Origin of the sequence: Pseudoalteromonas sp. SG45-2 (assembly GCF_014164115.1) — a bacterium.
GTDB lineage: Bacteria > Pseudomonadota > Gammaproteobacteria > Enterobacterales > Alteromonadaceae > Pseudoalteromonas > Pseudoalteromonas distincta.
On record NZ_JACJEO010000011.1, the window covers coordinates 72,725 to 88,777 of the forward strand.

At 40.7% G+C, this 16,053-nt stretch carries 11 protein-coding genes; 2 read left to right on the top strand and 9 right to left on the bottom strand.

What is annotated here, in order from left to right; translation table 11 throughout:
- Positions 1–22 precede the first annotated feature (22 nt).
- Positions 23–2,104, top strand: coding sequence for an ATP-dependent DNA helicase RecG (gene recG / locus H5116_RS09870; RefSeq protein WP_182716041.1), 2,082 nt, complete (start codon positions 23–25; stop codon positions 2,102–2,104).
- 160 nt (positions 2,105–2,264) lie between these two features.
- Here recG and H5116_RS09875 read toward each other — a convergent pair whose 3' ends face one another.
- The 7 genes from H5116_RS09875 to H5116_RS09905 all read right to left on the bottom strand — a co-directional run bounded on the left by H5116_RS09875 (position 2,265) and on the right by H5116_RS09905 (position 13,415).
- Entirely contained in the window at positions 2,265–4,397 is a 2,133-nt protein-coding gene (locus tag H5116_RS09875; protein ID WP_182692451.1) for an alpha-galactosidase, read from the bottom strand.
- 321 nt (positions 4,398–4,718) lie between these two features.
- On the bottom strand, positions 4,719–6,197 hold the full coding sequence (locus H5116_RS09880) for an SLC5 family protein (protein ID WP_002958818.1): 1,479 nt from the start codon (positions 6,195–6,197) through the stop codon (positions 4,719–4,721).
- Positions 6,198–6,250: 53 nt separating this feature from the next.
- Positions 6,251–7,012 (bottom strand): SapC family protein, encoded by a 762-nt coding sequence (locus H5116_RS09885; protein ID WP_182716042.1) that lies wholly within the window; start codon positions 7,010–7,012, stop codon positions 6,251–6,253.
- Positions 7,013–7,024: 12 nt separating this feature from the next.
- Positions 7,025–8,551 carry a tryptophan halogenase family protein gene (locus H5116_RS09890; protein ID WP_182716043.1) on the bottom strand — a complete coding sequence of 509 codons (1,527 nt, stop codon included), beginning with the start codon at positions 8,549–8,551 and terminating at the stop codon, positions 7,025–7,027.
- A gap of 192 nt (positions 8,552–8,743) precedes the next feature.
- Positions 8,744–11,491, bottom strand: coding sequence for a TonB-dependent receptor (locus tag H5116_RS09895; protein ID WP_182716044.1), 2,748 nt, complete (start codon positions 11,489–11,491; stop codon positions 8,744–8,746).
- A gap of 187 nt (positions 11,492–11,678) precedes the next feature.
- Positions 11,679–12,653, bottom strand: coding sequence for an aldose epimerase family protein (locus tag H5116_RS09900; protein WP_182716045.1), 975 nt, complete (start codon positions 12,651–12,653; stop codon positions 11,679–11,681).
- Positions 12,654–13,016: 363 nt separating this feature from the next.
- Positions 13,017–13,415 carry a thioesterase family protein gene (locus tag H5116_RS09905; protein WP_002958811.1) on the bottom strand — a complete coding sequence of 133 codons (399 nt, stop codon included), beginning with the start codon at positions 13,413–13,415 and terminating at the stop codon, positions 13,017–13,019.
- Between the two features lie 33 nt (positions 13,416–13,448).
- Between H5116_RS09905 and H5116_RS09910 the strand changes: the two genes are divergently transcribed.
- Positions 13,449–14,153: a 2OG-Fe(II) oxygenase gene (locus tag H5116_RS09910; protein WP_182716046.1), complete on the top strand. Its 705-nt coding sequence runs from the start codon at positions 13,449–13,451 to the stop codon at positions 14,151–14,153.
- 20 nt (positions 14,154–14,173) lie between these two features.
- Here the strand turns inward: H5116_RS09910 and H5116_RS09915 are convergent, their stop codons facing one another.
- On the bottom strand, positions 14,174–15,409 hold the full coding sequence (locus H5116_RS09915) for a cysteine desulfurase-like protein (RefSeq protein WP_182716047.1): 1,236 nt from the start codon (positions 15,407–15,409) through the stop codon (positions 14,174–14,176).
- An 11-nt stretch (positions 15,410–15,420) separates the two neighbouring features.
- The gene (locus H5116_RS09920) at positions 15,421–16,053 is read right to left on the bottom strand and encodes a 2OG-Fe dioxygenase family protein (protein WP_002958808.1); all 633 of its coding nucleotides are present in this window, start codon (positions 16,051–16,053) and stop codon (positions 15,421–15,423) included.

The following is a 16,053-nucleotide window of genomic DNA, read 5'->3' on the forward strand; positions in this document are numbered from 1 at the left end:
CAAATAATAAGATTGATATAATTTGTCTAAACCTAGCTTAAATCAATACCCAATTACAGAGCTCAAAGGGGTCGGCCCAAAAATGGCTGAGCGTTTGTTAAAGCTAGGTATTTTAACTGTGCAAGATATGCTTTTTCATTTGCCACTTCGCTATGAAGATCGCACTCGCTTATACGCAATTAATGAGTTGTCACTACATAGCCACGTGAGTGTTGAAGCAACAATTGAAACAAGCCAAATCACGTTTGGAAAAAGGCGCATGCTTGTTTGCCAAATCAATGATGGTACTGGCAGGCTAACACTACGATTTTTTAATTTTACCGCTGCACAAAAAAACGCATTTAGCGCTGGTAAAATAATACGTTGTTTTGGTGAAGTGCGCCGTGGCCGTGTTGGCTTTGAAATGAGTCATCCTGAATACAGCATCAGCGATACCTCTAACGAGCAGCCGGTAGCGACAACATTAACGCCCGTTTATTCAACAACCGAAGGCTTAAAGCAACTATCGATTAGAGCTTTAAGCGAACAGGCTATTGATTTACTAAATAAATACTCAGTAGAAGAACTACTGCCTTCACAGTGGCAGCCATCAAATATGCCGCTAAGTGACGCCTTATTATTACTGCACCGCCCACCAAATGATGTTGATGTAACTGCATTAGAGCAAGGTACTCACCCTGCTCAACAGCGCCTTGTATTTGAGGAGTTACTTGCTCAAAACCTCAGCTTATTAAAAGTACGAGAGCAAGGACAACAAGTTAAAGCCGTGGCATTAAATCCGGTAAACACATTAGAAAGCCAGTTTTTAGAGCAACTTCCTTTTGCACCCACAAATGCGCAAAGCCGCGTAGTTGCTGAAATTAAAGGTGACATGCAACACGCGTATCCCATGATGCGTTTAGTACAAGGCGATGTAGGCTCTGGTAAAACCCTAGTAGCAGCACTTAGTGCACTAACAGCCATTGCGCAGGGCTTTCAAGTCGCTTTAATGGCTCCTACTGAAATTTTATCAGAGCAACATGGTGTTAATTTTACAACGTGGTTTAATCAACTAGGTATAACAGTTGCTTGGCTTGGCGGTAAAACAAAAGGCAAAGAGCGCGTAGCAACACTTGAAAAAATAGCCTCTGGTGAAGCGCAAATGATTGTAGGTACTCACGCCTTATTTCAAGATGAAGTTAAGTTTAATAACTTAGTGCTTATCGTTATTGATGAACAACACCGCTTTGGTGTCCACCAGCGTTTATCACTACGCCAAAAGGGTAAGTTTGGTGATTGTTACCCTCATCAACTAGTTATGACCGCAACACCTATCCCACGTACACTCGCTATGACCGCCTATGCCGACTTAGAAACCTCTGTGATTGACGAGCTGCCACCTGGGCGTACGCCAATCACAACAGTGGCACTTCCTGATACTCGCAGAGACGATATTATTGCCCGCGTTAAATTAGCGTGTAACGAGCAAGGCCGCCAAGTTTATTGGGTGTGTACACTTATTGATGAATCTGAAGTACTGCAATGCCAAGCCGCCGAAGACAGCGCACTGCAGTTAAAAAAAGCACTACCAGAGCTAAACGTAGGCTTAGTACATGGGCGAATGAAATCAGCTGAAAAACAAGCCATTATGAGCGAGTTTAAGGCAGGAAACATACACGTATTAGTAGCCACTACGGTTATTGAAGTTGGTGTAGATGTCCCTAATGCGAGCTTAATCATTATAGAAAACCCTGAGCGCTTAGGCTTAGCACAGCTGCATCAGTTACGTGGGCGAGTTGGCCGTGGCGCTACTGCATCGCATTGCGTGCTTTTATACCACGCACCACTGTCTCATACCGCTCAAAAGCGATTAGGTGTACTACGCGATAGTAACGATGGCTTTGTGATAGCAGAGCGCGATTTAGAAATTCGTGGCCCTGGTGAAGTACTCGGTACAAAACAAACAGGGTTAGCCGAGTTTAAAATTGCCGATCTTACCCGCGATAAGCACATCCTCAACCAAGTTAGACCGATTGCACAGCAAATGCTTAAGCAACACCCAGAGGTTGTTGACCCGCTAATTCAACGTTGGTTGGGTAATAAGCAAAATTACGCGCAAGCGTAACCACTCTATTTTCTATATTTTTGAGTTTACTAAGTTAATTTACTAAATTAGCTTACTAAGGATATAAAAAAGTCAGCTCTAAACAATATAGAGCTGACTTCTGATATCTCAATAGAGCAGCATAAAAGCGATTTTCGCCCTTTACTGCTCTTAGTTAAATTTAAGCTTTATTAAGCTCAAATATAAGCGATGTTTGCGGGAATGAAATTGGCATTTGTAAACCAAACTGCATTAGCGCTTCACCTGTAAATGTTTGACCATTTACCGCAGCAATAGAAGATGGGCGATACTCTTCAAATTTTACCGGCCACACTAAATTAAGTGTGTACTGCGCATCGGCATCTAGGCCAACAAAACGAAGCTTATTAGGCGCTGTACGCGGTGTTTCGCGAACGCTGTTATAGGCAAATAACGCTTTTGTTTTTTGCGCATCAATTAAACCAAAGTTAATTGATAAATCGTCGCTATCTAGGCGGTATAAATCGGCAGCATGAATAAACTCACGATGCTCTTTATGAAGTGCTATTGCCGCTTTAAGTGCATTGTATTCGTGATCGGTCAGTTCACGTGGGTCCATTTCGATTCCCATGTGGCCAAACATTGATACCGCAGCACGCATTTCAATACTTACATTACGCCCTGTGATATGACAATCGCGTGGGCCTACGTGTGCACCCATAACCGACGATGGGAAAAAGAAAGAACATCCACGCTGTATTTCAAGGCGATCTAGCGCATCGTTTGAATCTGACGTCCATACACGATCTGTGTGTGCAAGTACGCCGTAATCTACACGTGCACCACCTGACGAACAGCTTTCTATTTCAAGACCAGGGTGCGCCGCTTTAATACGGTCAATTAAACGATAAAGTGCCAATGTTTGCTGATGCACAGCAGGCTTGCCATCAAAATTACCCGCATGGTTAATATCGCGGTTCATATCCCATTTAATGTACTTAATAGTTGGGTATTCAACTAAAATATCGTCAATCGCTTTGTATAGGTACTCAACAACCTCAGAGCGCGTTAAATCAAGTACTAGCTGATTTCTAAAGCTTAACTGCTCGTTATTTTCTGAGCCTAAAACCCAATCAGGATGCGCGCGGTATAAATCACTATCTGGGTTAACCATTTCTGGTTCAAACCAAATACCAAACTCCATACCTAAGCTATTAACATGATCAATGACTGGCGATAAACCATCAGGGTAAATTTTGTAATCTACTGTCCAATCACCTAAGCCTGCATTGTCGCCACGGCGGCCTTTAAACCAGCCATCATCAAGTACAAAACGCTCAATACCTAACGGCGCTACTTTGTCGGCTAGTTGCTTAAGCGTGTCTACGTCGTGATCAAAGTAAATACCTTCCCACGTGTTGTAATGCACAGGGCGCGCTTTTTCACGTTGAGCTTGGCTAAGTAAATTAGCTTTAACAAAACGATGGAAATTACGAGAAAGCGCACTAAAACCTTCACTTGAAAACGAGCCATAAATGCTCGGGCTTTGATACGTTTGACCTTTAGCAAGCGTAAGCTCACCAGGAAGTAATAGCTCACCCATTTGTACATAACGACGACCTTCAGCTAAAAGCTCTGCGCGTAGTTTATTGTTGCCGCTCCAACCTAAATGAAAGCCGTAACATTCGCCGTGTTGCTCGCCTGCATTTTCGTTATGCACTAATAAACCAGGAAACACATCGTGTGATGTTTTGCCTTTACGGTTTTCACGTACAAAGCTCCCAAGCACTAAATCAACAGATTGACGCTGGAATTCGTTTGACCAACGACCTTCAAAGCTCACTATTTTGCTTACGCTATCTGGCAATTGAAATGTTGGCGCGGCGCAAAAATTAACGCCCAGTGGTGAGTCACCTAAATTAGTTAATACAGTATGTGCACTTAGTACGTCACTGTTATTGTCAAGCGTAATGCTGTGCACGACTTCAATACCACGAAGCTTATCTACACTTACAAACTCAACAGTCGCACTTGAAGGCTGACGCACTTCTTGAAGCTCTGGCCCAACTGACCATGCGATTGAATCATTTACTAGCTCAAGCCCTGGCGCGCCAGTAAAGCCTTCGCCTAATAAAGGAGATAAAGAAATAGGCGCTTCTTCAACCACGGCACATTTTACTTCTTGACGGGTAGCAAGCTGAGTAAGCATTGTTTCTGTTGTTTGCTCAGATAGGCGTTTACCAAAGTACAGTAACGCCGGTGTTTTGCTCTGGCAGTCGAAAATAACGGTGCTGTTTACACTGTCTAATCGATAAAATGATTTAGTGTCGGCCATGATTTTCCTATCCTCTTGTTCATTGTGTGAGTTATAAATATAACGAAAATTAGTAAGCTACACTATTTACTAAATGTATCTCTTTGCTTGAGCCACAATCTATCAGATGGTGACACTCAATAATAATAGTATATATCATACAAATTAGGTTTTGATAGTCTTTACATCGCAAATAGTCAGATAAACTCACTGGAAGTACCACTGTAATAAAAGGTATTAAACTAACCTTTACTTTAAAGCTCTGTTATTGCTTTTAATATATATAAAAAATCGGCCAGAGTTGCCCCATGACCGATTTTATCAGCTTAAACTATTTACAATCTATTTTTGTACTTGTACTTGTCCTGCGTCATCAAGTGCCGGTGTTTTACCTGCCCACTGCGCATTCAAACCAAATACCACTTTATTTACTATCAATGCAAAAGCTACACATACAATCAGTGTAATTGGCATTAAATGAATGTAATGAATGTCAGTATGTAGTGGTGAGTTTGCAAACGTAAGCATGCCGTACATTACAACACCTAAAATTACTGCTGCAATACCTGCACGTGCATCAACATTTTTAAATAATAAGCCCACTACAAAAATTGAGAATATAGGCATACTTAATAAGCCGTTTAATTGCTGTAGTAAGTTAATAATACTGTCGGCTTGCTGGTAAATTGGTACAAGTACCAGTGTTAAGCTTGTTAGTAGCAATGTTACGTAACCACTTAGCTTTACAACACTTGGCTCTTTATTAAAGTAAGCTTCGTGAATGTCACACACGTATAGTGCTGTAGCTGAATTTAATAAGCTGTTGTAAGTAGACAGCACTGCCGCCGCCATTGCCGCTGCAAACACACCGGTTAACCATGCTGGCATTACATCACCTACAATTCGACCATAAGCAGCGTCGCCAATATCGCCGTAAAGTTTAAACGAAATGATACCCGGTAATACCACAATGGCAGGGACGATTAAAAAACGAATTCCCGCTGCGGCAAATATACCTTTTTGCGCTTCTTTAACATTAGGAGCAGCCATGGCTCGTTGCGTAATTGTTTGGTTAGTACCCCAGTAATACATTTGAATAAAGATCATACCGGTTAAAAGTGTTGGCCATGGAATAGGTGAATCAGCATCGCCGATGAGTGTTAAGCGCTCCTCAGGAATACCCGTAAAGTCATAATCAATCGCATTTAGTGCTAAAAACACCACTAAAACAGCCATACCCAGTACCAGTAAGCCGTTATAAGTATCAGACACTGCAACTGCACGTAGACCACCAAAAAACGCATAAATAGCACCTACAATGGCAAATGCGGTGGCAATATACATTAGCGGAATATCAACCTTAAACATGGTTTGCATAAACAGCGCACCTGAGTAAATTACCGCTGGCATGTAAATAAGTGCATTACCTAAAAAGAATAATCCCCCAATAACAGCGCGAATATGTTTGTTGTTATAGCGCTTTTCTAAAAGCTCTGTGGTCGTTGTACAGTTGTATTTATAATAAACAGGAATAAACACTTTGGCTAAAATAATTAAGCCAATAATCGCCGCAAGCTCCCACCAAACAAGCAAAGCCATTTGGTTACCATTCATACCCACTAGTTGGTCGGTACTTAAGTTAGTAAGTGTTATTGAACCTGCAACAAACATCCAAGTAAGGCCACCGCCCGCTAAAAAATACTCTTTGGTTTGGCTTTGTCCGTTATTACGATTTTGACCTCGGCATTTCCAATAAGTAAGGCCACCAATTAAAGCGGTGACAAAAACAAAAACCACCAGCTGTAAAATGTTATCTGACATGTGTGTGTCTCCTACGCGTTACGCGCAATGTCTGTGTAATAAAAAAGTGCACGCTACAGCGCGTGCGCATCTCGACTTAGTTCTAACTTAATTTGCTTTAAAGGCATAAGTTCGGGACGTTGGTTGTGCAGCTTTACCAATGCATTTAACTGAAACAGTGAAATAAGCATACTGTTAAGCACACTTAGGTAACCTTGCTTGTGTAAGTTTGCAACGGTATCGCTATCTAAAGTTTGCAGTTTGTCTTCATCAACGGTGCTCAAACCTTGAATAGTTTGGATTTCGCCTTGTTCAAACTGCAATACAATATCTATGTTTTTAATAAGCCCTAAGCGCGCTACTTCTTGGGTAAATTGATACGTTTGATAGTCATTTTTTAAATCGCTTTCTAACAGTTTTTGCTGTGCACTTAAAAATAAACTCGGGTTACCTTTAGCATCAAATAGTGCCTCGCCTTGCTGCGTATTTACGGCTGAGCTTTGATCATCAATCGCAATAAAGTAGTCGCTGCTATTTGCTTCACGGGTCATTAAATAAAGAGGGTGAGTTTGTATACATACCGGTGTGTAAAGTGCCTGCCATTGGTTGTTATTAACCAATAAACTTTGACCTGCACTAAAGCTGGTTAACGCTGATACGGTATAACTACCATTTTGTGTATTACGTGCTAAAAAAATAGGTAAGTCGCAGGCTGCTTTTGCCACTTCGTTAGCTCTTAAATTAACTAAATGCTGCGTTTTTGCATATTCAACACCTGCATTAGGGTTAATTTTTAATGTTTGGTGTTTGGTGTTTACTAGTTCACTAATAGCCATAGTTACACATCCTTAAACTGGGTTAGCCGCTAACCACTGCTCAATATAAGCGCGGTGTGGCGGCAAAGTTTGCAACATCTGCTGTGTAAGCTGGCTGTTACGTTCAATTATTTGTTTGGCTTGCGCGTCTTGTGAATACAAATAAGCCTGTTTAGTAAAGTCTGGTTTGAAGCCCATACCATATAAAACGTACTGGTAGCTGGCGGCTGGGAATAACTCTAATGCGCCATGAAAATCTTGAATAAGCGGGCCACGGCTTCCCCAAAGCAGTAAATCTTCTTGCAGGGTTTGTGGAATAGTATTGGGCTGTACATGTGCTTGCCAGTAAGGTTCTGGGCGCTTGGTTAGCATGTAATGCAGCTTTAAAAAGTCGATAATACGCTGCCAGCGGTAATCCATCTGCTCGTTAAAGCGTTTAGCTACTATAGGCATTACTTGTGTATCTGCTGGCATGTGCTCTGCTACAAAGCGTGCTGAAATTTCAACAAGCATAATAGCGGTTGCTTCAAGCGGCTCTACAAACCCTGCTGACATACCCACTGCAACACAGTTTTTATGCCAAAACTTCTCACGGTAGCCCGACTCAAAGCTAATTTTACGGGCAGTTAAACCGTTTGCTGCATCGCCTAAATAGTTTCGTAAGTTTTGCTCTGCTTCATCGTCTGATAAAAATTTGCTTGAATATACATGCCCTACACCACGGCGATGCGTTAAACCTATATCCCAAATCCATCCAGCGTTTTGCGCTGTTGCTATGGTATGGCTGGCTAAGGAGTCATCGTTTTCATCGTAAGGGACTTGCATCGCCAGTGCGCTGTCGTTAAATAGCACGTGGTCCATTTTTTTAAACGGTACGTTGAGCGCTTGGCCTAATAACAATGATGAAAAACCAGTACAGTCTATAAATAAATCGGCGCTTATAATGCGGGTTTGATCTTTTAGAGTAAGCTCATTTATTGCACCATCGTCATCAAGTTTTACCTGATCAACAGTACCAATAATATGCTCTACACCAAGCTTACTTTTACAATGTTGTTTAAGCATTTCTGCAAAAGCGCCGGCATCTAAGTGATAAGCGTAATTACAGTTACCTTGATATTCACCTTGCGCTATACCTCTTGGGGCTAAGCTTGCTTCGCAAATATCATGTTGAAAATTAGTTTGCTGTGCAAAGTCTTCAACATTATCTAAATAAGGGGCTAAATCTATGCGGCCGTAGCCTAGCGGTACAGTAAATGGATGGTAGTAAAAGTCATTGTTGCCGTGCGTCCAATTTACAAATTTACCACCTTGCTTAAAGGTAGCGTTACAGGCTTTAAATAGATCAACTTCACGCAAACCTATTTGCTGAAGTGTGTTTTTCATCGTGGGCCAGGTACCTTCACCTACACCAATTGTTGGAATATCTGACGATTCAACCAACATCACTTTTAAGCCATCACCATTTTTACCTTGGTGATACGAAGCTATAATTGCAGCGCTCAACCATCCTGCTGTGCCGCCACCAATTACTGCGATTGTTTTTATTGTTTTATTCATAATGGACTACTCTTTGAGTATCTTTGATAACGTTTTATACAACAAATGCCCGGTAGGGCATTTGGATTTAATGTGGCTTCATTTTAGCCAATTAGGTTAACTAATATACATTACTGTTAAATTAACCTAATTGGTATTAGCACTAATGTACTGCAATGAAACAAGAGGCGAGAAGTTCGCCTCAAACATTAATTAAAACGATCCGCGAATACCAAACGCGTAACGTGAGCCATTATCTTCCACTGAATAAATTTGGTTAGCAAAACGACCTGTTTGTACTAACTCTTCTTCAGTGATATTGATGCCTTCTGCAAAAATAGTGAAGTTTTCGTTAATATCGTAGCTTGCACTAATATCCCACTGGCCGTACGTTTCTACGTTCACTGGTTCACCATTGAAGCCGTTATCAACTAAGCGTAAAAAGCCTTCACGGTTGTTAAATGCAACACGTGCTTGCCAGTTGTCTTGCTCATAAAACAATACTAAGTTTTGTGAATCGCCCAAACCTTCAAGTGCAAATGTTTGAGTTGTATCATCACCTACACTAATGTCGCTATTCACAACAGTCGCATTAGCGATAAAACCAAAGCCATTTTCAAACATGTGAGTAACACCCACTTCGAAGCCGGTTACAGTAGCAGACTCACCATTTTGAGGACGGCTTACAGTGTAAACTTCTGAGCTACCAATAAGTTCGTCATCTGTTTGGTCTGTACATGTAGTACACGCAAAATCAGGACCTGAACGGTCAGACATTTCGTATGTTTCTGCACCCGTTAACGTAACAATAAAGTCGTCAACTTCTTTACTAAATACTGCAAAGCTAAATAAGTTAGCATCGTTGTAGTACCACTCGTAAGAGATATCCCAGTTTTCTGATTGGAATGGTTTAAGTGCTGGATTGCCACCACTTGCCGTTAAGTTTTGACGACGTGGTTCGTTAAAGTTTGTTGCTGGAGATAACTGAGACATAGTTGGACGAGTAATACTATCGTACGCGGCAAAACGTAAAATCATATTATCTTGTAGCTCAAGCTTAACGTTGAAAGACGGTAGTAAGTTTGAGTAGCTAGTACCTTGTTCAATATTAGTCGCAGGGCCAAATACGTTAGCAAACAATGTCGCATCTGAAGTTGGAACTACATCGCTAATAAAGCTTTGTATTGCAGCAACTTCAATATCAGTTTCTGAGTAACGAGCACCCATATTAACGGTTACTGGCATATCAGCTAAATCAAAACCAAGCGTAAAGTCCATGTATAAACTAGTGATGTCTTCGTTAATTGTGTAACGGTTATTTTGTAGCGTTGGCTCTACTGGGAAACCTTGATCGGCTAAGTAATCAAGCATTTTATCGCCATCGTAGCTATAAAATGTATCGATCAAACCAGGGAAGTAATTACTCGCTGTGTATGCTTCAAAATCAATTTCATCAAGCGGTGCTTGTGTACCGTAACCACAAAATTGACATTGGCTACCAAATACTTGGAAGCTTGATTTTTCACGCTCTTGGCGATAAGCACCAAAGTTAATACGCTCTACTGGGCCTTTATCTGGCACGTATTCAAAATCGGCTTTTACTTCAGTGATTTCATCTTCATCAGTAAATTGATTACCAATTTCGTTGTAGTGAAGACGCGCTAGGCTTGGATCTGGCAATGAACCATTTTCAAAGCCATCATGCTGTACGGTAGGAATGCTGCCTGTACCGTCAAAAGTATAGCTGTTAATAATACCCACTACGTTAAAACGATCATTACCTGCACGGTCGTTTTCAGCTGTTGAGCGAGATACATCAAATTTTGCTTTTAGTGACTCGTTTACTTGCCAGTCAACATTAATACCAAATGCTTTATTAGTTACGTCACGTGAGTTACGTGTATGTGATACAAAGTCGCTTGCAGGGTCGCCACTTGGTGCGCCTAAGCCAACTTCTTGAGAGAAAGTTAAAAGCGTACCCGTTTCAGCATCAATTGTTGCGCTGCCTACACGGTCTGGTTCGAACCAAGATGCTAAATCACGCACTGACGAATCAACTTCAAATTTTGAAATCATTCCATCAACCGTAATCGTAACATCGTCAGATGGTGCATATTGAAGTACTAAACTTGCGTTTGTACGTTCACGGTCTTGCTCATCAACTACTTGGTCCCAGTTACGTGGAATGTAGGCATTTTCAAACAATACACCATCAGTTGGGTTAGATATTGTTTGGCCACCGCGCCAACCTGCCGTTAAAATTTGGTTATTTTGAAGTTTACGTTGTTGATTAGTGATGGCAAAAAGCACACCTAGCTTGTCATCGTTAAACGTATTACTTATTAAGAATGATGTTGATGGAGATACTTCTTCAGAAAGGCTTTCGTACATACCTTTAACTGAACCTAAAATATGTAAACCACCAAAATCAAAAGGGCGTGCTGTAGTTACGTTAACCGTACCACCAATGCCGCCTTCTTGAAGCGTTGCAGTATTACTTTTATAAATATCAGCACCGGTGATTTGATCTGCTGCTAATACATCAAAATTAAATTCACGACCTGCACTGTCTGTCGCAATTTGACGACCATTAACAAGTACAGTATTAAATTGTGGACCAAAACCACGAATAGTTACCGCTTGGCCTTCACCACCACTACGGTCAATTGCTACACCTGTAATACGTTGCAGAGACTCTGCTACGTTTAAATCAGGAAATTTACCAAGATCTTCTGCTTTAATCCCGTCTGTAACAACATTAGATGCTTTTTTATCTAACATTGATGAACGTAAGCTGCTGCGGATACCCGTTACTGCGATAACTTCAACATCTTCATTTACTACTGTAGGCGTATTGCCTTCAGCGCCTTGAGCTGCAACGCTTCCGCTTGCCAATATACCAGTGATAGCAATACTGAGCGCGGTTTTCTTGTTGAACGATAACTTATTGTTAATTACCATTTTTTAAAAACTCCTGATTGTGTGTAGTCGTTGTGTCGTTGTGGTAGTGCGTATAGTTTCAAATACTATTTATATTATAAATACTTTAAACCGGCAAAAAGTGCAACCTTTTCCTTAATTATGGATAGCATTCAATTACCGTATATTTTCTTTTGGTTTTCTTTTAATTAACATTAAAGAACTGTATTCACTCAGAAAAAGCGTAAATAATAACCTGTTCGTATTTCTCTGCTGGCAATAAATTAGCCTTTGGAAAATTTTCACGATTTGGCGCATCTGGCCAATTTTGCGCTTCAAAACACAAAGCTTGCCGTGCTTTAAAAGGCGAACCAACAAAGTTTGCGGTATAAAGCTGCATGCCTGGCTGCGTACTTTTAAGGGTTAAACTAACGTTCGTGTGTGGCGAAGTTAATGTAGCCATCGTCTTTAAACTGCTGTCATCATTAAAAATATAGCAGTGATCAAAGCCATTTCCAGCTTCTAGCTGAGGATGAACGGCGCTTAAGGCCTCACCAACTTGAGCTGGCTTAGTAAAGTCAAAGCAGGTACCGCAAACTAAAGCGGCTTCATTAAGTGGAATACTAGTTGTATCAATAGGAAGGTAACGATCGGTATTAATTTGAACAAGATGCTCATTAATTGATGAGCTGCCATCAAGATTAAAGTAGCAATGGTTAGTAAAGTTAACGAGCGTTTCTTTATTGGTTAGCGCTTTAAAGTGCAGAGTAAGCTCGCCGTTTTTAGCGCTAATAGTTTGCCAAACCTGCAACTCACCGGGGAAACCTTGTTCGCCGTCGGGCGAGCAATAATAAAGCTCAACTTCACTTTCAGTTTGTTTGGTTACTTGCCAAAGTACTTTATTAAAACCTTTAACACCGCCATGTAGGCTATTAGGACCGTTATTTGCCTCTAATTGATACTGCGTACCAGATAAGTTAAAACGCCCCTTTGCAATACGATTAGCGTATCGACCTACTGTAGCGCCTAAGTAAAATGGGTTTTCAAGATAGTATTGAGGGTCATCGACGCTAAGCGTCATTTCTTGTTTTTTAAATTTAATGCTTTTTATTATTGCGCCAAACGGCAAAATTTCAGCTGCTAAATTCTCACCATCACTGAGCTGAATAACTTGTAAAGGCTGGTTACTGGCAATAGATGTCACACGCATACTCCAATCAAATTACCGAATTAACATTTCCTGTTATAACGGCGCAACAATATATAATATAAATAGTATATAATTGAAGCCTGCAACTCAATCTAAATACGTTAAAATTTCTCGACAAAAATTTATACCTCTTCACTTAATTAAGTGATCTATTTTGAGGTAAGAAAATCGTGTTGATAACAAGGCAAAAATTTCGTTATTTAGTTGTTCTATATCAGAAATTTTTAACGCAGTTATCGTCAGATTTAATCCCTCAAATTGATTAAGTATTATTGTGGATAGGTATTACAGCTGCCATTATTTATTTACACTAATCTAGCTCAGCATGAGCTTATATAAAATATAAGCTTTGTAAGGTTAACTGCCTTGGTAAATATGCTCGTTAAGCGCTGCTTTTTCGTCAATGCTAAGCGCTTGCTTTGATTTAGCAATAAAATCGTACCTCACCATCACAGCTTTGCCTATTGCGCAGCATTTATCGTGTTGCCATGCTTCTTGCCTCAGCGTAAAAGAACTAGTCCCTATATGCTCTACAGAGGTTTTTACTGTCACTTCGTGGCCATAAAATAACTCGCCTACAAACGACACTTCAACTTTGGCGATAATCAATTTCCAATCATGTGGATTTAAGTCCGGTGTAAAAAACTTAAAAATAGGTCCACGCGCGACTTCAAACCATACAGGGAGTACGGTATTGTTGATGTGTCCGAGTGCATCTGTTTCGCTAAAGCGCGGCATCACTTTTTCAATAAACATAAAAATCCAATAATAATTATATAAAGGTAAACCATGACGGACTTTATACGCGTTATTAATAACGCATTAAGCGATGAGTTTTGCGATGAATTTATTTCCACATTCGCGCAAAGCCCGCATGTAAGACAAGGGGTAACATCGGGCGGTGTCGACTTAAAGAAAAAAGACAGCCACGACCTACACTTAAATAATCACCCCGAATATGCACAACAATTAAAACATATACAACAAACGACTGCACAGCATGTTTTTAAGTATGTTGAAGAGCATATTTTTATGATGATTGGGGCATTTGGCTTAAAGGTTTATCATCCAAAAACAGGCGAAGTAGTCGATTTAACCCAAGAGAATTTTGAAGAAGTGGGTAAACCGCAGTTACCCGTTTTAGTTCAGCAAATTTTTAGACTCGGTAACATTCAAGCGCAAAAATACGAAGTAAACAAAGGTGGCTACCCTTACTGGCACAGTGAAGTTTATCCGCAGCTACAGCACAATGAAGCTTTGCATCGCGTGTTGTTATTTATGTTTTACTTAAACGATGTAGAGGAAGGTGGTGAAACAGAGTTTTATTATCAAAACCGTAAAATAGCCCCTCAAAAAGGCACTATGGTAATAGCACCTGGCTACTTCACACATACTCATAGAGGCAGTAAGCCAGTATCAAACGATAAGTATATTTTAACCTCGTGGGTACTGTTTAACCGTGCAGAACAAATATATGGTGCGCCTAAGAGTTAGCGCACCAAAATCAGTATTATTTAACCGAGCAGTTCATCAAATAAATTAAACAACTGATCTAGCTCTTCAATGGTGTTGTAGTGCATACAACCAATGCGCACTACGCCGCCTTTATCAAGCACATCTAATTGCTTGCACAACCCTTGCGCGTAAAAATTACCATCCCACACACAAATATGCTGCTTACCTAGAAATTCTGAAACGGCGCGTGGCTCAAGCCCTTCAAAAATTAAAGCAAAAGTAGGTGTACGCTCATTTAAGCGATCAAAATCATCAATACCAAATAACTTAATACGTGGATAATTAACTAAGCGCGTTAAAAAGTGTTCGCTAAGCGCCATTTCGTGCTGCTTAGTTTTAGCAAAAGCAACGCTTAACTTTTCGCGGCGTGAATGGCTATCGTCAAGTTCGCTAATCGCCGCAATGTAATCAACAGCAGCAATAAAGCCCGCCATTGCTTCAAAGCTTTGCGTGCCGGTTTCCCAGCGACCTGGTGCTACGTCTTTAGCTGGCTCAACCTTGTAAGGCGTAAACCCGTCTAAATGTTCTTTTTTACCGTAAACCATACCTAAATGCGGGCCAAAAAACTTATACGCAGAGCACGCTAAGAAGTCGCAATCAAGTGCTTGCACGTCAACAAGTTCGTGCGGTGCATAATGTACGGCATCAACATAAACAAGTGCACATACAGCGTGAGCAAGCTCTACAATACGTTTAATATTATTAATTGAACCTGTGGTATTTGAAGCGTAAGTGACCGCTACAAGCTTAGTGTTGCTGTTTAATAAGCTTTCAAATTGCGCCATATCTAAGCTGCAATCAGCTTCGTTAATTAAAGCCGTATTAACTTTAACGCCTTTATCTTCTGCAGCTTGTTGCCACGACGATACATTCGAGAAGTGATCGGCATTGGTTACAATTATTTCATCGCCAGCCTGCCAGTCGCGTGAAATTGCACGGCTAAAACTAAACGTAAGGCTGGTCATGTTTGGACCAAACACAATTTGTTGTGAGCTAGGTGCATTAAGTAAGTCTGCGGCGGCTTGGCGCGCATTCGCCATCAACTCAACCGTTTTATCACTTGAAAAAAACGCGCCACCTAAGTTCGAATTATAATGACCTAAATAAGCTGTCATCGCAGTAAGCACCGATGTTGGTACCTGCGAGCCACCTGGTCCGTCTAAAAATATTGGCGATTTACCATCAACGTTCTGCATTAATGCTGGAAACTGCTCACGTAATTGCGTTATGTTCATGCCTAACTTCCTTAAGACGTTAATACAAAACAATCCAGGTAACCTGGTTTGCTAGCATCAATTTTGTTCATAGGTGTTGCGTTATGCCACACTTGACGGTCGTTTATTAATGCAAACATGCCGTCTTTTATTTCCATTTTAAAACAAGGCTCAGCTTGCTTGTTTTCGTATACAAGCAGTTCGCCACCTTCTAAGTTCTCGTGAGAAACACCGCATATACATACATGGTCAAAACCATCTTGATGCACGCCTTCTGGCGCTGCAGGTGTATCGCTATCAATGGCAAGCATGCGGAACTGATGAATTTCAATATCACGCTGCTCATCAATACCGGTAAGTTGGCGAAACTCATTTACAATGCTTTTCATGCCCTCTGACTCAAGTAAACTTTGCTCTAAATTTTCGTAAGTACGCTCTACATTGCCTTGAAAAGTATTAATTGAATCATCTTGAACAAATGCTTTGGCTTGCTGTAGCTTTATTTCACCATTTTGCATTTTTACTACTGAATAACGACGTTTACGAAAGGCACCATCTGCATAAAGGTTTGCAGGAAGGTTATCAAAAGAAGGTTTAACCAAATCAATATTTGCTTGGTTAACAAAACGTAGTTGCAATAAATTCTGGTTGTTTAATGCTGTCAT